The sequence below is a fragment of the Streptomyces sp. NPDC004721 genome, assembly GCF_053601495.1.
Genome location: NZ_JBSGBZ010000071.1, coordinates 1 through 19,681, shown reverse-complemented (window position 1 = coordinate 19,681; position 19,681 = coordinate 1). Strand labels below are relative to the sequence as shown.

General features: G+C 70.3%; 17 protein-coding genes and 4 pseudogenes. 8 read left to right on the top strand and 13 right to left on the bottom strand.

Features of this window, described 5'->3' with window-relative positions; translation table 11 throughout:
• Positions 1–126 precede the first annotated feature (126 nt).
• The 3 genes from ACWEK3_RS36915 (at position 127) to ACWEK3_RS36905 (ending at position 1,915) form a co-directional block, all read left to right on the top strand.
• Positions 127–693 (top strand): hemerythrin domain-containing protein, encoded by a 567-nt coding sequence (locus tag ACWEK3_RS36915; RefSeq protein WP_453251705.1) that lies wholly within the window; start codon positions 127–129, stop codon positions 691–693.
• Positions 690–884 carry a hypothetical protein gene (locus tag ACWEK3_RS36910; RefSeq protein ID WP_450544029.1) on the top strand — a complete coding sequence of 65 codons (195 nt, stop codon included), beginning with the start codon at positions 690–692 and terminating at the stop codon, positions 882–884. Before ACWEK3_RS36915 ends, ACWEK3_RS36910 begins: the two co-directional genes overlap by 4 nt.
• A 74-nt stretch (positions 885–958) precedes the next feature.
• A complete protein-coding gene (locus tag ACWEK3_RS36905) occupies positions 959–1,915 on the top strand; it encodes an AraC family transcriptional regulator (RefSeq protein ID WP_450544031.1) in 957 nt (318 codons plus the stop codon).
• Positions 1,916–2,391: 476 nt separating this feature from the next.
• Here ACWEK3_RS36905 and melA read toward each other — a convergent pair whose 3' ends face one another.
• The 5 genes from melA to ACWEK3_RS36880 are packed head-to-tail and all read right to left on the bottom strand — an operon-like array spanning position 2,392 to position 7,867.
• Positions 2,392–3,702 (bottom strand): alpha-galactosidase, encoded by a 1,311-nt coding sequence (melA, locus tag ACWEK3_RS36900; RefSeq protein WP_450544737.1) that lies wholly within the window; start codon positions 3,700–3,702, stop codon positions 2,392–2,394.
• The gene (locus ACWEK3_RS36895) at positions 3,699–4,655 is read right to left on the bottom strand and encodes a carbohydrate kinase family protein (RefSeq protein WP_453251704.1); all 957 of its coding nucleotides are present in this window, start codon (positions 4,653–4,655) and stop codon (positions 3,699–3,701) included. The genes melA and ACWEK3_RS36895 overlap by 4 nt, the downstream gene beginning before the upstream one ends.
• Before the next feature lie 45 nt (positions 4,656–4,700).
• Positions 4,701–5,591, bottom strand: a complete 891-nt coding sequence (locus ACWEK3_RS36890) for a carbohydrate ABC transporter permease (protein ID WP_453251703.1) — start codon at positions 5,589–5,591, stop codon at positions 4,701–4,703.
• Positions 5,588–6,526 (bottom strand): carbohydrate ABC transporter permease, encoded by a 939-nt coding sequence (locus ACWEK3_RS36885; RefSeq protein ID WP_450544731.1) that lies wholly within the window; start codon positions 6,524–6,526, stop codon positions 5,588–5,590. The genes ACWEK3_RS36890 and ACWEK3_RS36885 overlap by 4 nt, the downstream gene beginning before the upstream one ends.
• A gap of 12 nt (positions 6,527–6,538) precedes the next feature.
• Positions 6,539–7,867, bottom strand: a complete 1,329-nt coding sequence (locus ACWEK3_RS36880; RefSeq protein ID WP_450544729.1) for an ABC transporter substrate-binding protein — start codon at positions 7,865–7,867, stop codon at positions 6,539–6,541.
• Positions 7,868–8,704: 837 nt separating this feature from the next.
• Between ACWEK3_RS36880 and ACWEK3_RS36875 the strand changes: the two are divergent.
• Positions 8,705–9,019 (top strand): annotated as a pseudogene (locus tag ACWEK3_RS36875) (ATP-binding cassette domain-containing protein); the annotation flags it as partial.
• Here ACWEK3_RS36875 and ACWEK3_RS36870 read toward each other — a convergent pair.
• A complete protein-coding gene (locus ACWEK3_RS36870; protein ID WP_450544727.1) occupies positions 8,901–9,215 on the bottom strand; it encodes an SDR family NAD(P)-dependent oxidoreductase in 315 nt (104 codons plus the stop codon). The pseudogene ACWEK3_RS36875 and the gene ACWEK3_RS36870 sit on opposite strands and share 119 nt — an antisense overlap.
• Before the next feature lie 120 nt (positions 9,216–9,335).
• On the opposite strand from ACWEK3_RS36870, the gene ACWEK3_RS36865 reads away from it, so the two are divergent.
• Positions 9,336–10,031, top strand: a complete 696-nt coding sequence (locus tag ACWEK3_RS36865; protein WP_450544725.1) for an HdeD family acid-resistance protein — start codon at positions 9,336–9,338, stop codon at positions 10,029–10,031.
• A 393-nt stretch (positions 10,032–10,424) separates the two neighbouring features.
• Here the strand turns inward: ACWEK3_RS36865 and ACWEK3_RS36860 are convergent.
• From ACWEK3_RS36860 to ACWEK3_RS36850, 3 genes and pseudogenes are all read right to left on the bottom strand, one after another.
• Positions 10,425–10,811, bottom strand: a pseudogene (locus ACWEK3_RS36860) (peptidylprolyl isomerase); the annotation flags it as partial.
• Between the two features lie 234 nt (positions 10,812–11,045).
• Positions 11,046–13,010: an oxidoreductase gene (locus tag ACWEK3_RS36855; RefSeq protein ID WP_450544723.1), complete on the bottom strand. Its 1,965-nt coding sequence runs from the start codon at positions 13,008–13,010 to the stop codon at positions 11,046–11,048.
• Positions 13,011–13,029: 19 nt separating this feature from the next.
• Complete coding sequence (locus ACWEK3_RS36850) at positions 13,030–13,608, bottom strand: TetR/AcrR family transcriptional regulator (protein ID WP_453251702.1); 579 nt, start codon at positions 13,606–13,608, stop codon at positions 13,030–13,032.
• 163 nt (positions 13,609–13,771) lie between these two features.
• On the opposite strand from ACWEK3_RS36850, the gene ACWEK3_RS36845 reads away from it, so the two are divergent.
• Positions 13,772–14,386, top strand: coding sequence for a class I SAM-dependent methyltransferase (locus tag ACWEK3_RS36845; RefSeq protein WP_453251701.1), 615 nt, complete (start codon positions 13,772–13,774; stop codon positions 14,384–14,386).
• Here the strand turns inward: ACWEK3_RS36845 and ACWEK3_RS36840 are convergent.
• The 4 genes and pseudogenes from ACWEK3_RS36840 to ACWEK3_RS36825 all read right to left on the bottom strand — a co-directional run.
• Positions 14,377–14,661: pseudogene (locus tag ACWEK3_RS36840) on the bottom strand (transposase); the annotation flags it as partial. The gene ACWEK3_RS36845 and the pseudogene ACWEK3_RS36840 sit on opposite strands and share 10 nt — an antisense overlap.
• A gap of 123 nt (positions 14,662–14,784) precedes the next feature.
• Positions 14,785–14,955: pseudogene (locus tag ACWEK3_RS36835) on the bottom strand (IS5/IS1182 family transposase); the annotation flags it as partial.
• Positions 14,956–15,075: 120 nt separating this feature from the next.
• A complete protein-coding gene (locus ACWEK3_RS36830) occupies positions 15,076–16,677 on the bottom strand; it encodes an amidohydrolase (protein ID WP_453251700.1) in 1,602 nt (533 codons plus the stop codon).
• A 74-nt stretch (positions 16,678–16,751) separates the two neighbouring features.
• Positions 16,752–18,263, bottom strand: a complete 1,512-nt coding sequence (locus ACWEK3_RS36825) for an APC family permease (protein WP_453251699.1) — start codon at positions 18,261–18,263, stop codon at positions 16,752–16,754.
• 137 nt (positions 18,264–18,400) lie between these two features.
• Between ACWEK3_RS36825 and ACWEK3_RS36820 the strand changes: the two genes are divergently transcribed.
• The gene (locus ACWEK3_RS36820; RefSeq protein ID WP_453251698.1) at positions 18,401–19,021 is read left to right on the top strand and encodes a TetR/AcrR family transcriptional regulator; all 621 of its coding nucleotides are present in this window, start codon (positions 18,401–18,403) and stop codon (positions 19,019–19,021) included.
• Between the two features lie 120 nt (positions 19,022–19,141).
• Complete coding sequence (locus tag ACWEK3_RS36815; protein WP_453251697.1) at positions 19,142–19,501, top strand: hypothetical protein; 360 nt, start codon at positions 19,142–19,144, stop codon at positions 19,499–19,501.
• Positions 19,502–19,681: the final 180 nt, after the last annotated feature.

Sequence of the window (19,681 nt, the reverse complement as noted above, 5' to 3'; positions counted from 1 at the left end):
GCGTGCGCTGTCAGCCGCCCGCCTTGTCGCCCCGCCAGGGAACGAGGAGCCCGCTTCGAAGCGACCACTTTCACGGATTCCCACGTATGCACCTCGCCGTGCGCCGCGACGCCCGGAGCGCGCTCCGTGACGGCCGAGCAGATGGTCCCGGTCAGCACCTGGTGGCACCGGCTGCGTGAGGTGATCGACTGGCACCACCACAGGGAGGACGAGGTGCCGTGGCCCGAACTGCACCGTGGGATACCGGGGTTCGCCGAGGCCGCGCGCACCCTCGGCGACGACCACGGGCGACTCGATGACGCCAAGGACCGCGTCGACGAGGCCTTCGTACACGGTGCCCCGGCCGTCCTGATCCCCGCCGCCGACGCGTTCGGCACCATCCTGTGCCATCACCTTGCGGACCAGGAGCAACTGGCCTTCCCCGCCTTCGCGGAACTTGGCCCGCAGGCCTGTCTGTCCGTCGAACGCAGACTGCTGCGCACCGCGCCGCCGAAGGTCCTCACCCACCTGCCGCCGTGGATGCTCGACGAGGCGGACCTGACGACCGCAGGCCGGTTGGAGGCCACCGTGACGCCGCCCGTACGCCTGCTCGGCCGGACCGTAGTGCGCCGGCGCTACGAGCGGACGCCGGCCCCGGTCGTCCGGCTCGCCCAGGCGGCTCAGGTGTCCAACGACAAGGAGCCGCAGCGATGACCCACGCCTCTGCGCTCGCCGTGCCCCCGGTGTCCAAAGCCCCCGGCGCGGGAGGTGACCTCGCGCCCTACACCGCCACCATCGTCATGGGCATGAGCGCGGGCTTCTACTTCACCGCCGCCCGCACGCTGGAATGCACAACGGCCCTGGCCTGCCTCGGCCGGGTCCTGGCACTCTGGGCCCGTACCTGAGTCGGCGTCTGCTCCCGGCTGTTCCTCGACTCGGAGAGCAGGCGTCCCGTACCCCCAACTCCCGGAGGACGACATTGGACGCGATCACCGGCCTTCTCGAGGGGCCCAGGGCACGCGGCGCCTTCCTGCTGAAGTCCGTGTTCAACCCGCCGTGGGCGCTGCGGATCGAGGACCGGGCGCCGATCTCGGTGGTGACGATGGTGCACGGCGAAGCCTGGGTCAGGCCCGACCGCGCCGAGCCGGTCCGGCTGCGCCCCGGCGACGTGGCGGTGATGCGCGGGCCCGACCCGTACGTCGTCTCCGACGCGCTCGACACGGCGGTGCAGATCACCGTCGGTCCCGACCAGCGGTGCAACACCCCTGCCGGGGAGGACGTCACGGAGACGATGGCCCTCGGCCTGCGCACCTGGGGAGACGCGCTGGGCGAGGGTTCGGCGGTGATGCTCTCCGGCACCTACCTGGCGCCCAGCGAGATCGGCCGGCGCCTGCTGAGCACGCTGCCCGCCGCTGTCGTACGCCCCGCCGGAGAGGGCAACGACCCGCTGATCGGACTGCTCGCCGAGGAGATGGCCCGCGACGAGCCGGGCCAGGAACTCGTCCTGGACCGGCTGCTGGACCTGCTCCTGGTCAACGTACTACGCGGCTGGCTGGCCGATCCCGACTCCAGGGCACCGGCCTGGTACCGGGCCCAGAGCGATCCGGTCGTGGGTCCCGCACTGCGGCTGCTGCACGACAACCCCGCCCATTCGTGGACGGTCGAGTCGATCGCCCGCAAGGTCGGCGTCTCCCGGGCCCAGCTCGCCCGCCGCTTCACCGCTGTCGTGGGGGAGCCGCCGATGGCCTACCTCGCCGACTGGCGGCTCACCCTGGCCGCGGACCTGCTGCGCGAACCGGACACCACGGTGGCCATGGTGGCCCGCCAGGTCGGCTACAGCAGCGGCTTCGCCCTGAGCTCCGCCTTCAAACGAGTCCGCGGCCTCAGCCCCCAGGAATACCGAGCCCAGGCAGCGACAGGCACGACGGGGGCCTGAGCCTGGGGTTCAACCGTCCGACGTAGCCTCGCGCCACCGCCGGCTCCTCCTGAAGATCCTGTCCAGGACCGATCCAGCCGCGTGGCGCATCCGACGCCGCCTGCCTGGGCTCGCCATGAGCGCGCGTCGGCGTCCACCCACCATCGTCTCGACCAGAGCGAGGACGCACCAAAGACAGCCAATCCGTACCAGCAGGAGTACGGCCGGTTGGGCAGCGGCACCCCCACACCGCAGCGGCCGGCCGAGCGACCGAGCAGAATCGCCGGCCCGCTGCTCTCGTGTCGACCATCGCGGTGGGTCCTATGGCTGGTCTGTTCTTCACTTTCGACGTGTCGGTGATGCCCGGGCTGAACAGCACCAGTGACCGCGCCTTCGCCACCGCGATGTAGAACTTCAACAGTGTGCTCTCCCCGTCTCCTCTTCGGGCGCGGCGCCAGCACGGCAGCGGCCGGGGCCGCTGCCGTGCCGGTCGCCGGTCACGGCTCCAGGCGGCTGCGCAGGCCTGGCTGGAGGCGGTCGCCGTGGGCGGTGACCATGTCGTCGCACAGGCGCCAGATCTCCTCGACCGTCAGGGTCGCGGCCGTGGCCGGGTCCGTCATCGCGGCGTGTCTGATGTGCCGGGGCTCGTCCTCGATCGCCGCCCGCACCACCAGGTCGTTGGCGCTGAGGTAGGTGCGGTTGAGCGCCGCCAGCTGGGGCGGGAGGGAGCCGACGCGGGTGGGCTGGACGCCCAGCGAGTCCACCAGGCACGGCACTTCGACCACGCCGTGCGCGGGCAGGTTGTCGATCAGGCCGCGGTTGGGGATGTTGCCGTAGACCGTGCGCGGGGTGCCGGTGACCATGCTGTGGATGATCTGGGGCGCGTACTCCATCGTGCCCTCGACGGTGATCGGGGCCCCGGCGGCCAGTGCGTCGCGGGTCTTCTCGTAGGCGGCCACGTTCTCATCGACGATCTTGAGGTATTCCCCGATGGGCAGCCGTAGGCGTTCGACCTCGCTGGTGTGGTGCAGGTACCAGGGGACGTACTCGGAGGAGTGCTCGCTGGTCTCGGTCGGGTAGTGACCGAGCCTGCGGTACATGTCGACGCGGACCCTGCGCCGCAGCTGCTCGTCGGCGGCGATCAGCTCGTCCAGCTTCGGGTAGAGGTTCTGCCCCTGGTGCTCGAAGCGCAGCACCCACGCCTGGTGGTTGACGCCGGCCGCGTGGTAGCTGATCTCCTCGTAGGGGACCTTGACCAGGTCGGCGAGGTCGCGCATCGTCCAGTAGACCGAGTGGCACAGTCCCACCACCCGGGTCAGGCCGGTGGCCTGTGTCAGGTACTGGACGTTCATGGCCATGGGGTTGGTGTAGTTGAGCAGCCAGGCCTGCGGGCAGACCTCGGCGATGTCGCGGCCCAGCTCCTTGAGGAACGGGAAGGTACGCAGGGCGCGGAAGATGCCGCCGATGCCGAGGGTGTCGCCGATGGTCTGGCGCACACCGTAGCGGGCCGGTATCTCGAAGTCGGTGCGGGTGGCCTCGCCCATGCCGATCTGCACGATGTTGATGACGAAGTCGGCGTCCGCCAGGGCTTCGAGGCGGTCGGCGTGTGCGGTGATGGCGGGGCGGGCGCCGAGGGTGTCGGCGATGCGGACGGCGGCGGCGTGTGCGGTGGCCAGGCGCTTGGCGTCGATGTCGTGCAGCGCGATGTGCGCGGACTTCAGCTCGTCGAACGCGAGGAGGTCGGCGAGCAGTCCCTGGGTGAAGACGACGCTGCCGGCGCCGACGAAGACGATCTTGGGGGTGGTCATGCCGGGGTTTCCTCGGTCTCGGGAAGGCGGGTGAGGGCTTCGTCCCACGTGGGCTGTGCGGTCGTGCCGCCGTGGGCGCGGGTGGACAGGGCGCCGCAGACCGCGGCGAGGCGGAGCGCTTGCGGCAGGGGCATCTCGTGGAGGAGGCCGGCGATGAACCCGGCGTCGAAGCTGTCGCCGGCGCCCACCGCGTCGATTGGCTCGACCGGGATGCTCCGGGTGGTGAAGAGGTGTTCGCCGTCGTGGCACAGCGCGCCGTCGGCGCCGTTCTTGACGACGGTGACCGGGCCCCGGACGGCGAGTTGTGCGGCGGCCTCGGCCGGGTCGGTGGTGTCGAGGCGGGCCAGGTGCCGGGCCTCCGCGGCGTTGGGCAGCAGGAAGTCGGTGTGGGCCAGGACGGCGTCCAGGCCGGTGGGGTCCCACCGGCCGGCCGGGTCGTCGTTGGTGTCCAGGGAGATGGTGGCGCCGTGGTGGCGTGCGGTGCGCAGGAGTTCCGGGAGCGCGGTCGCGAGCTGTGGCATCAGGAAGTAGGAGGCGGAGTGGACATGCCGTGCGGCGCCCAGCAGTGCCGGCGGCACGTCGTCGGCCGTGGTCGCGGCCAGGGTGCCGGGGGCGGTGACGATAGCCCGGTCGTCGCCGCGGGTGAGCGCGACGGTGATGGGGGTGGCCCGGCTGGGGTCGAGCGTCAGCGCCTCGGTGTCGACGCCGTGGGCGGCGAGCCGGTCGCGCATGTAGCGGCCGGCGTCGTCGTTGCCCACCCGGCCGGCGAAGGCGACTCTGAGGCCGAGGTGCGCGGCCCCGCAGGCGACGATCGCGCCGGATCCCCCGATGGTGAGGGTGCCGGTGGGCACCAGTTGTTCGCGCTGGCCGAAGGCGAGCGGACCGTGGAGCGGGCCGATGATGACGTCGGGGTTGGCGTCACCGATGACGAGCAGGTCGAAGGTGTGCGGCATTGGGGAGTTTCCTGCCTGGGTGGGGTGTCGGGGCGGCGAACGGGGTCAGCCCTTGAGGCCGGTGGAGGTGATGGACTGGATGAACGCCTTCTGCGCGCCGAGGAAGGCGAGCAGGACCGGCAGCACGGTGATGACGTTCCCGGCCATCACGGCGGCCCACTGGGTGTGGTGCTGTCCCTGGAAGGTCGTCAGGCCGAGCTGGAGCGTGTACTGAGTGTCGTGGTTGATGGCGATCAGGGGCCAGGTCAGGTCGTTCCAGGTGCTCAGGAACGTGAGGACGGCGACCGTGCTGAGGGCGGGCCGGGACAGCGGGAGCACGATCCGCCACAGCACGCGCAGCCGTGAGCATCCGTCGATCCAGGCGGCCTCCTCCAACTCGCGGGGCAGGGAGAGGAAGAACTGGCGCAGGAGGAACACTGAGAAGGGCGTGACCAGGGAGGGCACGATCAGCGCGCCGAGGGTGTCGATGAGGCCGAGATGCTTCATGACCAGGAACGTGGGGATCATCGTCAGCTGGAACGGGATCGCCATCGTGGCCAGCATCAGGCCCAGCAGTAGCCGAGAGCCGGCGAACCGCATCCGGGCGAAGGCGTAGCCGCCGAGGGTGCCGAGCACGAGGTTCGCGGTGACGGTGACCAGGCTGACGAGGAAGGAGTTGGCCAACCAGCGGGGGAACATCGCGTTGCCCAGCACATAGCGGTAGCCGCCCAGGTCGAGGTGGGAGGGCCACAGCGCCGGCGGGAAGCGGTTGATCTCCGCGTTGCTCATCACCGAGCTGAGGGCCAGCCAGATCAGCGGTACCGCGAAGAGCAGGGCCATCGGCGCGAGCAGCAGGTGCCAGGGGCTGAGCGGCAGCCGTGGGCGGCGTCGCCGCGTGTCGGACCGAGTGGAGGGTGCTGCCTGCGCGGTGTCGGGTCGGGCGGAGACGGCGGTCATGCGGAGGCTCCCTGGAGGCGGCGGCGGACGACCTGGAGGATCAGGCCGATCAGTCCCAGGGCCACGGCCAGGACGTAGGCGGAGGCGGCCCCGTATCCGGCGGTGGCGTTCTTGAAGGCCTGCTCCCAGATGAAGTAGACGATCACCGTGGTGGAGCCGAGGGGTCCGCCCTTGGTGGTGACGTACACGAGGTCGAATGCCTGGAGGGACTGGATGGTCTGCCACAGCAGCAGGAAGACCGTGACGGGCCTGAGGGCGGGCAGGGTGACGTGGCGCAGGAGCTGGAGGCGGTCGGCGCCGTCCAGTCGGGCCGCCTCGATCAGCGAGGCCGGCACGTCTTGGAGCGCCGCGAGGTAGATGACCAGGCAGAAGCCCGTGCCGCTCCACAGGCTGACGGCGACGAGCAGGGGCAGTGCCTGGGACGGGTCGGTGAGGAAGCCCTGGGAGGGGATACCGAGGTGGTGCAGTACGGCGTTGGCCGCTCCGAACTCCGGGTCCAGGATGAAGGAGAACAGCACGCCCTGAGCGGTCGCGGAGACCACGAACGGGACGAAGTACAGCGTGCGGTAGAGGCCGACGAAGCGGATGCGCCGGTTGAGGGCGAGGGCGAGGAGTAGTCCGATCGCCATGCTCGCGGGCACGTACAGCGCGGTGTAGAGCAGGGTGTTGCGCAGGGCCTGGCTGAAGTGCGGGTCCTGGGCGAGGGCGCGGTAGTTGTCCAGGCCCACCCAACGGCTCGGTGTGACGAGGTCGTTGGCCTGGAAGGACAGCAGCAGCGACCAGATGATGGGCACCACGCTCAGACCGAGGATGATCAAGACGGCGGGCGAGACGAACGTCCATGCCAGGGCGCCTTCACCGGCGCGTCTGCGGCGCAGAGCACGCCGGTTGTCCGGGGGCTCGGACACGGTGATCGGGGTGGGCAGTCGTGACATGTAGGGGGCTCCTCAACGCGGGATGAGCAGTGCGGCGTTGGCGTCGGCGGCGCAGGCGCGCAGTGCCTTGGCGGGACTGCTTCGTCCCAGCAGCACGGCGACGACGGCCTGTCCGAGGGCCCGGGAGATCTGCGGGTAGGCGGCGTGGACGGGGCGTACCCGGGCAAAGTCCAGGGCCTTGGTGAACACCCTCAGGCCCTCGGTGCCGCTCTCCTTGCGTTGCCAGTCGGACAGGTCTCGGGTTTGTCGGCTGAGCGGCAGGCTGCCCGCCTCGATGTCCCAGCGCACGTCCTGTCCGGGTTGCATGAGCCAGCTGACGAACGCCTTGGCGGCCTTGGTGCGGGCGTCGCCGTTGTCGAACACTGTCCAGGTGTCGGGGCCGCTGATCGTCACCGGCCGGCCGGAGAAGCTGGGCAGCGGCACGACGTGGTAGTCGATCTCCGCCTGCTGGATGTCAGGCAGCTGCCAGGGACCAGTGAGGGCCATACCCATGCGGCCGGACATGAAGACCTGGTACATCTGCTCGCTGCCCGGCTTCGGGTCGACGTAGACGCTCTTGTCGCGGGCCAGCGCGGCCAGTACCTCCAGGGCGCGGGTCCCGGTGTCGCCGAATCCGATGTGCTTGCCGTCGTCGGCAACGACATCCCCGCCGAGGTCCCAGATCATGGGCCACAGCCGCCAAACGGTGTCCTCGTCACCGACGCCGGGCCAGCCGGTGCCGAAGCGGCCGCCGCCGGCGTCGGTGAGTGCCTTGGCGGTGGCGACGAAGTCGTCCCACCGCCAGCCCGTCTCGGGCAGCGGCAGACCGGCCTGCCGGAAGAGCTTCTTGTTGCAGACCACGGCGAGGGAGTCCAGCAGGGCGGGTGCGGCGCGCACGCGGCCGTTGACGGTGACGGCCTTGCGTGCCGGAACCCAGTAACTTGTCCAGGGCGTGGGGGCGCTTTTCACCGTGTCGGTGAGGTCGACGATCTGGGGGCTGCGGGCGACGCTCGCCAGGTCGGAGCCGAAGATGTAGGCGATGTCCGGGTAGGAGCCGGCGGCGAGGGCGGCGGTCACTTTCTGGAGCATCGCGTCGGCGAGAACTCCGCCGCCCAGTCGAACCCGGATGCGGGGGTGGCTGCGCATGAAGGAGGCGACCAGGGATTCCAGGGCCTTCTTGCCGGTGTCGGTCTGGCCGTGCCACATCTCGATGGTCACGGTGCCGTCGGCGCCGACACCGTCGTCGCGACCTGCCGCGCAGCCGGAGACCGCTGTGCCCGCGGCCGCTGCCGTGGCCAGGCCTGCGCCGGCGCGCAGCACGACACGGCGGCCGGGCCGCGCGCTGCGGGTGACCGCTTGCATGGGTACCTCCGGTTGGAGCGGTGGGACAGGTTTTGTCTGTGCGAGGGGTACGGCCGGTGTACGGCGTACTGGCCGAGGAGTGGTTGGACGGCCGGGGCAGTCCGGGTGCGCCGCCGTCCCGCGCCGGCCGAGTGTTCGTGGCGGGGGTGCTCAGCCCTGGGGTCGGGGCGCGGAGGAGGGTCGTCGTACCGCCGCGGGCCCGGCGGTACTTGCGCGGGGAGAGGGCGGCCGGGTGAGGGCGCCGCGGGCCCGGGGGGTCCGATCCGTACAGGCGGTGCGTCCCGGAGCGTTGGCTGTGCCCTGCCGTCCGCGGTGGGCCACGCGAGTACGGATCATGAACAGGCTCCAGAGCATGGTGGGCACGTCCCCGCCTCGGACGCCTGAGGGGTCCTGGCGACTCAGTCCGGACTCCTGACGCATGGTCAGCTACCGGCTGGGCGTACCTCTGACGCCGAGTGCCTCGAACGCGGCGTTGGCCAGGAGTTAAACGACCAGTTCGGGCAACTGTCAAGAGTTAGTTGCTTGGATCTGAGTGAAAAACCCGAGAAACGCGCATGATTGCGCATGGCGGCGCCTCGGGTGTCGGAAGAGGAGACCCGGAACGCGGCCTGTGGCGGTGGCGGCTCTCCCCGAGCCGCCACAGGCCGGCGCGCGGCCGCAGAGGACCTCGCCCCAGTCCTTGTCGTAGACACGAGCCTCTGCGGGCATCACCTGAATGTGGCGGGCGAGCCACTCGCGCTGTACCGGACAGCCGCGGCTGCGCCACGCTGGATGGGCGGGCTGCACGGCGCCCGTGCCGTTCCAGTCGGTGAACAAGGTGAGGCAGGTAAGGTGCCCATGGCCACCCTCGACATCCGCGACCCGCACTGTTCGGTCCACACCGACGCCGAGCCTCGCGAGATCCTTCATGGGGTCGACCTGACCGTACGCCAGGGCGAGACCCACGCCATCATGGGCCCCCACGGCTCCGGCAAGACCACCCCCGCCTACGCGCTCGCCGGGCACCCGAAATATCTGGTCACCTCCGCCAGCGTCACCCTGGACGGCGAGAACGTGCTCGCGACGAAGGTCGACGAACGAGCGCGGGCCGGGATCTTCCTCGCCATCCAGTACCCCGTCGAGGTTCCCGGCGTATCCATGACCAACTTCCTCGTGCGGTGGGACCGGAGATCCCCGCATTGTTGACCAGGACGTCCATGCCGCCGAGGGTGCGCACCGCGGCCTCGACGAAGTTTTCGACAGCGCGCCGGTCCGACACGTCGCAGACCGTCCCGGTGATGCAGGGATTGTCCTGAGTGATGCTGCCCTGGTGGGTTGCCGTGCCGGTGAGCAGGGTCAGCCAGCTCACTCCGGGAGTACCGCATGCGCCACGAACCCCTGCCGTCTCCACTGAGCGACATGAGGCCGACCGGGTGACGATGGACGTGTACTGACGTGACCACGCTGCTCACAGGAGGAGGTAGGTGCCATGACATCTCCTTCCGATTCCACATCTCCTTCCGAGTCGCCGGGCCCCGTTCCCACGCGCGGCACCGAGCAACAAGAGGGTCCCCTGGCCGCAGGCATGGCCGCCCTGGCGAACATGGGCTGGCAGATCCTGCTCACCATGGGCCTTGCCAGCATCGCCCTGGGCGTCGTCGCCTTGGTCTGGCCGGGCGCGACGCTGCGGGTCGCCGGCGTGCTCTTCGGCATCTATTTGCTGGTCACCGGTGTCTTCCAGCTGGCCGGCGCCTTCGGCACGCACGTGCCCGGGCATCTTCGCGTACTGCACTTCATCACCGGTGCGGTCTCCATCCTGCTGGGGCTGATCTCCTTCCGGGGCACCCTGGAGTCGATTCTGCTGCTCGCCCTGTGGATCGGCTTCAGCTGGCTGCTGCGCGGCACCACCGAGACAGCTGCGGCGGCCTCCGCCCAGGAGATGCCGGCGCGCGGCTGGCACGTGGCCTTCGGCATCATCGGATCGCTGGCGGGTGTCGTGATGATCATCATGCCGTTCGCCTCGATCGCGACACTCACCCTGGTCGTGGGCGTCATGGCCATAGTTCTGGGCCTGACCGAGATGGTCCGCGCCATCAGGACGCGCATCGAGATCGGCCATCTCGCTGCTGGCACGGCCACCCAGCGGCGGCCCCTGTTCCACGCCCGTCCGCACCCCCAGCACTGACCGACGGAGCCGAACCGGACGGCTGCCGCGTGAGAGGCGGGCGACAGTGCCAACGCTTCCCGATTCTCGATCCGCCCAGAGCCTCAAACGGGCTGGAGGCCCTGGGGGCTGCCGGGCCGTGCTCGACTGCCTCCGGGCCATGAGTCCGGCGGACGAGAGCTGAGCAACCGAACCAAGCCGGCCGCCACCGTTTCGAGTCCGCGGCGAACCTGCGGCCGTCTCAGTCCGGCAGTTGGGGCATGGCTCGTGTCCGCCCTCGTCATTGACCACGCTCCCCCAGCCCCGACACTCCTCACAGCCGCGGGCGCGGACCGGATCGGCCTGGGGATGCGTGGCGCCCGCGGCCCGCGACGAGGGCAGCGACGGCCTTCCGGGGCGAGGCCGACGACACCCGACGACCTTCTCGATGACCACGTCCTGGACCGGGCGGTCGTTGCGGGGGTTGGTCTCCGTCGTGGCGATGGTGTCGACGACGCGCCGGCCGGCCTCGTCGGCAACCTCGCCGAAGATGGTGTGCGTGCCGGTGAGCCAGGTGGTCGGCCCGACGGTGATGAAGAACTGGGAGCCGTTGGTGCCCGGTCCGCTGTTGGCCATGGCCAGCAGGTAGGGCCTGGTGAACGCCAGGTCCGGGTGGAACTTGTCTGCGAACTTGTACCCGGGGCCGCCGGTGCCGTTCCCCAGGCGGTCACCGCCCTGGATCATGAAGCCCCCGATGACCCGGTGGAAGACCGTACCGTCGTACAGCGGCTCCGAGCTCGGCTGTCCCGTGTTGGGATCGACACAGCATCCTCGGACACCACCTGCGCTCCGGCACACACGTCACCTGCACCGGCGGACGACCAGACGCACCCCATGGGCACGCGCGTGGTGCGCCTCGACGCCATGCTGGCAGGACACGCTCACACCCGGGACAACGACCACCAGGTGACGTTCTCCGAACGCTCGGATCCCCGCCACCGCAGCCTTCCAACGGCGCGGTAGGCGGGAATCGCCCTGTTCACGGGGACGAGGTCGTCAGAGTTCGGCTGCCGCTGTCAGGCCCTCCAGGACCGCTTCCTCCACGGTGCGGGGGGTGACGCAGTCCCCGGCGGTAAAGACTCGGTCGGCCGGGACGCCGAGGGCGACGGGGTCGAGGTCGTTGACCGGGTCGTGACCCTGTGCGAGGACGGTGCCCGCCACCCCTTCGAGCAGCACCGGCTCCTCGGTGAGGGTGTGCTGGAGGTACACGGTGTCGCTGTCGGCGCCGTAGAGCCGCACGTTGGGCACGATCTCGATCCGTGCCCGTGCCGCCTGAGTCAACATGGCGGCACGTACGTACTGCTGCAAGTGCTCGCCGGCCGCGAAGCCCGTGACGCACAGCGTCACCTTCCTTCGTTGGCTCGCGAGTTGGAGAGCGACGCCCAGGCCGATCCAGTCGCCGCGCCAGTCCGCCACCACGATCCGTCCGCGCGGCACCTCGCCGCCACGGATCACCGACCACGCATCGAGCACCACGGGATCGTCGATCAGCTCCAGCCGTGGGCGGCGGGGGCGCGCGCCGGTCGCGAGCACCACTGCGTCCGGCGCCGCGGCGGCAAGGGCTGGGCCGTCCATCCGTGAGCCCACGAGGATGCGGGCTCCCGCACGTCGGACCTCGCCCTCGAGGTTGGTGACCGCGCCGCCGAACTCGGCGCGGCCGGGCAGCAGTTGCGCGAGAAGCACCTGGCCGCCGACGCGTCGTCCCGCCTCGTGCAGTTCCACCTCGTGGCCCCGCGCTGCAGCCACGGCCGCGGCCTTCAGGCCGGCGGGTCCGCCGCCGACCACCAGCACCTTCTTGCGCCGTGTGATCGTCGGCAGCACTCCGAAGCGGCGCTCCCGGCCGGTCTCCGGGTGCTGGATGCAGGAGATCGGGTAGCCGAGCTGGAAGTGGCCGATGCAGGCCTGGTTGCAGCCGATGCAGGCGCGGATCTCCTCGGCGCGGTCGTCCGCGGCCTTGGCCGGCAGGTCCGGATCGCAGATCAGGGCCCTGGTCATCGCGCACACGTCCGCCTGACCACCTGCGACGATCTGCTCTGCTTCCTGCGGCTGGTTGATCCGCCCGGCCACCATCACGGGGACGCCGACGACGGCGCGCACCTTGGCGGCGAGCGGCGCGGTGTAGCCGGCGGGCTGGAACATGGGCGGGGCGATGTGCTGGGCCCCGGACAAGCTGGACGAGCTACCCGCACACACCGAGACATAGTCGACGAGTCCCTCGGCGTCGAGCTCGGCGACGGACTGAAGTACCAGCTCGCTACTGAGGCCGTCATGGCTCAGCTCGTCGCCGGAAATGCGCAGTCCGACCACGAAGTCGTCTCCTGCCTCCTTCCGTGCGCTGCGCAGCGCCGCGCGCAGGAACCGTATACGGCCCTGCCGGTCGCCGCCCCAGCCGTCGTTGCGGACGTTCACCTCAGGGTTGAGGAACTGCGCCGGCAGGTAGCCGTGGCTGGCGACGATCTCTACGCCGTCGAGCCCGGCCTGGCGCAATCGGCGGGCTGCCTGGCCGTAACCGTCGAGGACTTCGCGGATCTCGGCCTCGGTCATGGCGCGCGGCATGACGTGAAAACGCTCGCTCGGCATTGCGGAGGGCGCCCAGGCGACCGGTGCGCTGCCGTCCTTGGACTCCAGGATCTCCCGGCCGGGATGGAAGAGCTGGCCGAAGACTTTCGCTCCGTGCCGGTGCACCGCCTGCGCGAGCCTGGCATAGCCGGGGACACAGTCGTCGTCGGTGGCCATGAGCACGTGGGTGGTGTAGCGGGCAGACTCGTGCACGCCCGAGACCTGGAGCACGATCAGGCCCACGCCGCCTTTCGCGCGGGCTTCGTGGTAGGCGATCAGCTCCTCGGTGACCTCGCCGTCCCTGACCAGGACCGTGTCGTGGCCCGAGGACAGGATCCGGTTGCGTACTGTCAACTTGCCTATTCGCAGCGGGCTGAACAGGTGCGGGAACCGCACTCCCATGGAATGTCCTCTCCGAAACCTAGGCGCATACGCCGAGCAGGACGCGCGCGGTGCCGAGCATCATCTCGGCGTAACGTTCGGCGCTGAGCCCGGATCCGGACGCCACAGCCATTTCGCAGCCGTCGACCAGGGCCACCAGCGACCCGATGGCCAGGTCGGCCGGGACGGCGGGGTCGAACTCCATATTCCGCACGCCTTGGTGGACGATCTCGCCAATCAGCGCCTGCCACTCGGCGTGGACCCGGTGCACGCCCTCGCGCAGCTCCTCGCGGCGGGAGGCGCTCGCGCAGAACTCGGTCCAGGTGGCGCAGCGCCGGTTCAGTGTGGGATCGGTGGTGAGTGCCGTGACGAGCAGTTCGAAGCGGCGCCAGGCACTGATCGCGTCCGCGGCCGCCGCCCGCCAGCGTTCGATCAGATCGTCGATCGACCAGGCGAAGGCCTCACGGAAGAGGGTGTCACGGGTCTCGAAGTAGTGCTGCAGCGCGCCGATGGACACACCGGAGGTCGTGGCGACGTCGCGCAACCGGCCTGCGTCAAAGCCCCGTTCAGCCAGTACCTCGGCGGCCGCGCGCAGGATGCGCTCCCTCTGCTCGTCCATTGCCGCTCCCGTTGCTCAAGCTCTCGCCGTCCCGCCTTGAGCGTTCATTAATAACGTATTATTGCTCTTCTGAACAGACAACGTGGCTTGGTCGGCCAAGACGGCCCTGACTGGCTTCTCGCTGAGGTCTGGGCAGGGCGGGGGTGGTGTTGAATATGGCCCCATGAGCGAGAGCGGGCGTGCGGCGAGCCGGACGGCGGTGCTGGTCTGCCAAGGGCGGGCGGCCGCGGATGGGAGGGCTGCCACAGGCCAGTTCGCGGATCCGGTGGCGGTGGAGCTGCTGTGCGTCGCGGAACGTACGCCCGTGGACCAGGTACGCGCGAACACTCCGCCGAAGGGCTGGCAGGAGCGCACCGTGTACGAGAGTGTGCGGGCGTGCGCCGAGGTGGTCGTGCCGCGGACGGTCGGGATCGACAGGGCACTGCGCGACCGCGTGACAGGCCAGCTCGTGATCCTCGGCGCCGGCCTGGACACGCAGGCGTGGCGGCTGCCTGTGCTCGCGCAGACAGATGTGTGGGAGGTCGACCATCCGGCCTCCCAGCAAGACAAGCGCGCCCGTCTCGCCGAGGCCGCGCCAGCGCTCCGAGGACCGGACGAGGGCAATCTCCACGCCGCCGAGCTACCGGCCGTCGCCCGTTCCGTGCGGTTCACGCCGGTCGATTTCGCCGTCGACGATCTCGGTGCGGCGTTGGATGCCGCCGGGGCGTCGAGGCGGATGATGTTGATCGCGGTGGCAGCGAGGACGTTGCCGAGATGGGTTTTGGCCAGCCTGGTGTAGCGGGTGCGGCGGATGACGGTGCGGTGGACGGCTTGGGAGATGGTGCCGTCGACGCCTGCCCGGGTGTCGTACCGCTTCTTCCACTTCTCGGTTTGCCGTTCCTGGCGGCGCAGGCCGAGTACTTCCTGCTGCTCGCGGGGCGTGCAGGGTGCCGCACTCGCCGCACGTCCACTCCCGGACGTGCAGGGGCTTGGGCCGTCCCGGAATCCGCAGGCCGAGCAGACCTGAGAGGACGGGAAGGTCCGGTCCACCTTGGCGAAGGTGCGGCCGTGCATGACTGCCTTGTACTCCAGCATGCCGACGAACGCGGACCATCCCGCGTCGTGCACGGATTTGGCGAGCCGGGTGCAGCCGAGTCTGGACACCGCGGGTTCTTCCACGTACACCGCTTGGTTGCCGTTGGTGGTGCGGGTGTCGGCGTGCAGTGCCTGCTCGGAGCGGCCCTTCGGGCGTCGGGTCGGCACGTGGATCCCGATGCCGGCGCCCAGGTAGCCCTTGTCTGCGAGGGTGGGCAGGCCGTCGGTGGCGGCCTGGTAGAGGGCCGGGAGGACGTGCATGCGGGCGGCGGTGCCGTACACCGCTGACCCGGCCCCGGTCAGTCCATGGTTCAGGCTCTGCCGAAGCAGCCGGCGCGCCCTATGACGGCAGAAGCGGTCCGTGACCGGCGGGGCGGGGTTCCTGGGCGGGCGTCAGGCGCGGTGGGTGATGCGGCCGTTCGACATGGTGAGCGGGACCGGGGTCTGTGCGAGTTCGTCCGACGGGGTGGTGAGCGGGGCCAGGGCGAACGCGGTGAGATCGGCTCGCAGGCCGCGCGCGATGCGTCCGGCGCGGTCGGCTTCGCCTGCCGCGATCGCGGCGTGGGTGGTGTAACCCTCGAGCGCCATGAGCGGGGTGAGCGCCTGCTCCGGGCAAACGGGTGTGATGTCGGTGCCGGGGCGGCGGCGCAGTTGGGCGTAGGCGAGGATCTCGCGGGCGTCGAAGTGGGCGATCGGCCAGTCGGAGCCGAGGGCCAGCACCACGCCGGTGTCGCGCAGGGTACGGCAGATCCAGGCCCGCTGGGCGCGCTCGGCTCCGACCCTTGTGGACCACTCGTCGGTGTGGTCCGCCCGGGTGTAGGCGGAATGGGTCGGCTGCATCGATGCGATGACACCCAACTCGGCGAAATGGGACGCTTGTTCGTGGGGAAGCGTCTCGATGTGCTCGACTCGGTGCCGCATCCGGCCGTCGGCGCCGAGAGCGGCGACGGTGTCGAGGACGTGGCGCACGCCCGCGTCACCGATGGCGTGGGTGGCGGTGCGGACCCCCGCTGCGTGCAGGTGGTGGACGGCCGCGGTGTAGTCGGCGGGGTCGAGCCAAAGCGCCTCGTTGCTCTGGCCGTGGCAGTCGGGGTGCTCCAGCCATGCGGAGCCGCCCTCTACGGTGCCGTCGATGAAGAACTTGACGCCGCCGACCAGCCAGTTGCGTCCGGCCGTGGCCTGCAGGGCGACCAGCTCGTCCAGGCCGTCCTTGTCGATACCGGGCATGCACCATGGGTGCAGTCGCAGCCGCAGCGGGACCTGCCCGTGGCGGTCCTCGACGGCGCGCAGCAGATCGAGGACATCGCCACCGGCGTCCATCACATGCGCACCTGTCAGACCGGATGCGGCCATGTCGGACAGCAGCGCGTGGAGCGCGTCACGGCGCTCGTTGAAGGGCCGCCTCGGCATCACGGCGACGACCAGGTCCATTGCGGCATGCTCGATCAGGTGCCCGCTGGGGATGCCGTCGGGGTCGCAGACCACGGTGGCACGCTGGGCGAAGGAGCGGGGCCCGGTCACGCCGGCGGCACGCAGGGCCGCGCCGCTGGCCAGCGCGGAGTGGCCGTCGTAGAGGCGGATGAAGACGGGGGTGTCGGGGCCCAGGGCGGCCTCGAGCATGTCGCGGTGGATCGGGCGGCCGCCGAAGACGTTGTGGTCCAGTCCCCACCCGAGGATCCAGCCGTCGACGCGCTCGGCGGAGGTGAGTGCGGCGCGCAGCCCGTCGAGGTCGCGCACTCCGGACAGGTCGACTCCGGTGGCGAGGTCAAGGCCGAGCGCGGGGTGGCTGTGCCCGTCGACGAGCCCGGGAACCACGGTGGCGTCGCCGAGGTCCACCACCTCGGTGCCCGGTCCGCGCCAGTACCGTGCCTCGGCCTTGTCGCCCACCGCGGTGATCAACCCGTCCCGGACGGCCACGGCGGTGGCCTGCGGCTGACCGGGGTCGAGGGTGTGGACGCGGGAGGCGAGGACGATGACATCCGGAGCGACGGACATGGGCTCTTCCTAAGGGGCAGTACGAGTGGGGAAGTGAACGCGGGCCGTTCGGAGCCGGCCCGCGACGAGCGGTGTCAGGGCGCGGTCGGCAGCACGGAGGTTGCGGCCTCCGCGTTCTCGATGCCGGCACGGACGTCGGCGTCTTCGGCCGGGTCTGTGGCGAAGGCGGCGTAGATGTGCGGCCGGCGCGAGCGGATGCGCAGGGCGTAGCCGAGCCCGGCCGCGAAGACCGCCGGGATCAACAGGAGGAGAACGAGGTTGACGGTGTCGGAGGCCCCGGTCAGCAGGTCGATGTGGGCAATGACGAGGCAGAGCGCAGCGCCCAGCAGCAGTGTGGCCAGGGCCGGGGCGACAACGGTGCGCATGGCGCCTTCGCTGTGTGTGATGCGGCGGAAGAAGAAGGGCACCGCGAGCGCGGCCAGCAGTTGCAGCGTGATCAGACCGAGAACGCCCGGGGTGTTCACCCACAGCAGGAGTTGCGTGTACGGATCGGCTCCAGCGGCGGCGAAAGCGGCCACCACGACGACGGCGAGCACGGTCTGCGCGATGCCGGCGACGTAGGGGGAGCGGTGCCGTGGGTGGACCCGGCCGAGCGGGCGGGGCAGCACGCCCTCCTCCGCCATGGCCAGGCCGTAGCTGTTCGTTGCGTTGTGGAAGGCCAGCAACGAGGCGATCAGGCTGGTCACGATCATCACGTGCATGGCGTCGGCGGCCCAGGGGCCGACATAGGTGGTGATCGCGGAGAAGAACAGCCCCGTCGGGTCTTTGGCCGCGGTCGCGATGACCTGCTTGTCTCCGAAGGCCTGGATGATCATCCACACGATGAAGGTGTAGAACAGGCCGAGGAAGGCGACAGCTGCGTAGGTGGCACGAGGGATGGTCCGGTCGGGGTTTCTCGCCTCTCGGCGGTAGATGACCGTGGACTCGAAGCCGGTGAAGGCGGCGAAGGCCATGGCCAGCACGCCGGGCATGCCACCGGTGGTCAGGTTCCCTGGGGTGAAGGAGTGCAGGGACAGGCCGTGCGCGCCGCCCCGGGCCAGCACCGCGATGGCGAGCAGGACCAGGATGGCGGTCTCCCCCAGCAGCAGCACGCCCAGCACCTTGGCGCCGAAGTCGATGGAGCGGTAGCCGCCGTACCAGATGACCACGATGCCGAGCAGGGCAAGCACCGGCCAGGGCACGTCGACGCCGAAGAGCGACAGCAACGTGTCGTGTGTCGCCGAGCCGAGCAGGCCGTACACACCGATGTTCATGGCGAGGTAGCCGAGCAGGGCGAGCAGTGCCGCGCCGAAACCGGCAGGGCGGCCCAGCCCCCGGGAGATGTAGGCGTAGAAGCCGCCGCCGTTGCGCACATGGCGGCTCATGGTGGTGAAGCCCACGGCGAAGATCGTCAGGGTGATACCGGCCACCAGGTACCCCGCGGGCGCGCCGATGCCGCCGATGAGCAGACCCAACGGCGCCACTCCGGCCATGACCGTGAGCGGCGCCGCGGCGGAGACAACGAAGAAGGCGATGTCGGCGGTACTGAGCGTGCCGGAACGCAGGGTGGGTGCCGGGGCCGCGGCCCGCGCGGGGGTGGTTGTCATGAGGGTGCCCTTCTGCGGCGGCCGGTGCGGGTCCGGTGCTCCGAGCCATAAACCTAAAGGTTGATGGTTTCGGCACTGTAGCCCCCGCGACTACCCTCCGAGAAGACCCTTTTTTTCTGATCATGAGAGGACCGGCGATGCCGCGGCCCAGTAAGGCCCTTCTCGACAGGGACCGAATCGGCGCAACGGCACTGGCGCTGGTCGATGCCCACGGCGACTTCAGCGTGCCCCAGATCGCCCGGGCCCTCGGAGTGCAGACCGCGTCCGTCTACCACCATGTGGACGGGCGCGCCGGAATCGTCGAGCTGCTCCGGAGCCGTATCGCCGAGACGATCGACGCCTCCACGCTCGAACTGCGCCCCTGGGATCGCGCGCTGGAGGCATGGGCCCGGTCCTACCGTGCCGCCTTCGCCGAACACCCCCGCTCGATCCCGCTGCTGACGGCCTCTCAGGTCACCGCGCCCGAGGTACTGGCGCACTACGAGCAGGCCGTGGGAGTGCTGATCGAGGCCGGCTTCGCGGTGGCGGACGTATTGCCGGTGATCACCGCTCTGGACAACCTGGTGCTGGGCTCGGCGCTGGATCTCGCCGCGCCGGAGAGCATGTGGCAGCCTGCTCCGGACGGATCGACTCCCCTGCTCGAGCGTGCGCTTGCCGCCGTCGGCAGCGGGCGCCGTGCCGACGCGGCGTTCGATCTGACCCTCGCCGGCTTCCTTGACCATGTCCGCGGCCTCGCGGCGTCCGCAGGTCCCGTCTGACGCCGAGGCGCAGCCCGAGGCCGCCGCGGAAGCGACGGCAAAGAGCCGGAAGCGAACGTCCCGGCAAACGCCCCCAGGGCGGTGGCGGCGGCGAGGAATCCGCTCAGCTCGCAGGAGTCCGTGGCGCGCAGGACCAGTTGGCCGCATGAGGCGTTCGTGGTCTACGACCGGCCGTCCTGGCAGTGCCCGTTCGATCCGGCCGACGGCTTCCGGTACACCGCCGACGGAACTCCGGCGTGCGTGCATCCGCACAAGGTGGGGCTGGAGGCGGACCCGATCGTGCCCCCGCCGAAGCCCGTCGACGACTTGGCGCCGGACGTTACGCCGCGGCGGCGGAGAGGATGCCTTCCCTCCTCGGCCGGTGACGCCAACGGCCGCGTGGACCTCATCGAGGACCTGGCAGCGGCGCTCGGCCTCAATCGCGCACCGCGACCGGTCCAGCTCCCCCGAGCCCCGAGTTCGTCGAGGATGACCCGGTAGAGCCTGGCCCAGACCGTTCCTAGAGACTGAGCGGGAGTGAGTCCTGTTGCCAGAACTCGTGCTCAGCCGAACACCCCGAACGGTCTTGGGTGTTCTGGTCCACCGCGTTCGCTCCGCGTCCGGCGCGCACGGATCCTGTCCGTGGTCCGGGGACGTGGGGGCGGTTTCCCTCGCTCCCTT

Bases quoted from the DNA above. Each gene is read 5' to 3' on its own strand.
- ACWEK3_RS36910 (WP_450544029.1), top strand. From the start codon at position 690: ATGACCCACGCCTCTGCGCTCGCCGTGCCCCCGGTGTCCAAAGCCCCC.
- melA (WP_450544737.1), bottom strand. From the start codon at position 3,702: ATGACCACCCCCAAGATCGTCTTCGTCGGCGCCGGCAGCGTCGTCTTC.
- ACWEK3_RS36895 (WP_453251704.1), bottom strand. From the start codon at position 4,655: ATGCCGCACACCTTCGACCTGCTCGTCATCGGTGACGCCAACCCCGAC.
- ACWEK3_RS36890 (WP_453251703.1), bottom strand. From the start codon at position 5,591: ATGACCGCCGTCTCCGCCCGACCCGACACCGCGCAGGCAGCACCCTCC.
- ACWEK3_RS36885 (WP_450544731.1), bottom strand. From the start codon at position 6,526: ATGTCACGACTGCCCACCCCGATCACCGTGTCCGAGCCCCCGGACAAC.
- ACWEK3_RS36880 (WP_450544729.1), bottom strand. From the start codon at position 7,867: ATGCAAGCGGTCACCCGCAGCGCGCGGCCCGGCCGCCGTGTCGTGCTG.
- ACWEK3_RS36865 (WP_450544725.1), top strand. From the start codon at position 9,336: ATGACATCTCCTTCCGATTCCACATCTCCTTCCGAGTCGCCGGGCCCC.
- ACWEK3_RS36855 (WP_450544723.1), bottom strand. From the start codon at position 13,010: ATGGGAGTGCGGTTCCCGCACCTGTTCAGCCCGCTGCGAATAGGCAAG.
- ACWEK3_RS36850 (WP_453251702.1), bottom strand. From the start codon at position 13,608: ATGGACGAGCAGAGGGAGCGCATCCTGCGCGCGGCCGCCGAGGTACTG.
- ACWEK3_RS36845 (WP_453251701.1), top strand. From the start codon at position 13,772: ATGAGCGAGAGCGGGCGTGCGGCGAGCCGGACGGCGGTGCTGGTCTGC.
- ACWEK3_RS36830 (WP_453251700.1), bottom strand. From the start codon at position 16,677: ATGTCCGTCGCTCCGGATGTCATCGTCCTCGCCTCCCGCGTCCACACC.
- ACWEK3_RS36825 (WP_453251699.1), bottom strand. From the start codon at position 18,263: ATGACAACCACCCCCGCGCGGGCCGCGGCCCCGGCACCCACCCTGCGT.
- ACWEK3_RS36820 (WP_453251698.1), top strand. From the start codon at position 18,401: ATGCCGCGGCCCAGTAAGGCCCTTCTCGACAGGGACCGAATCGGCGCA.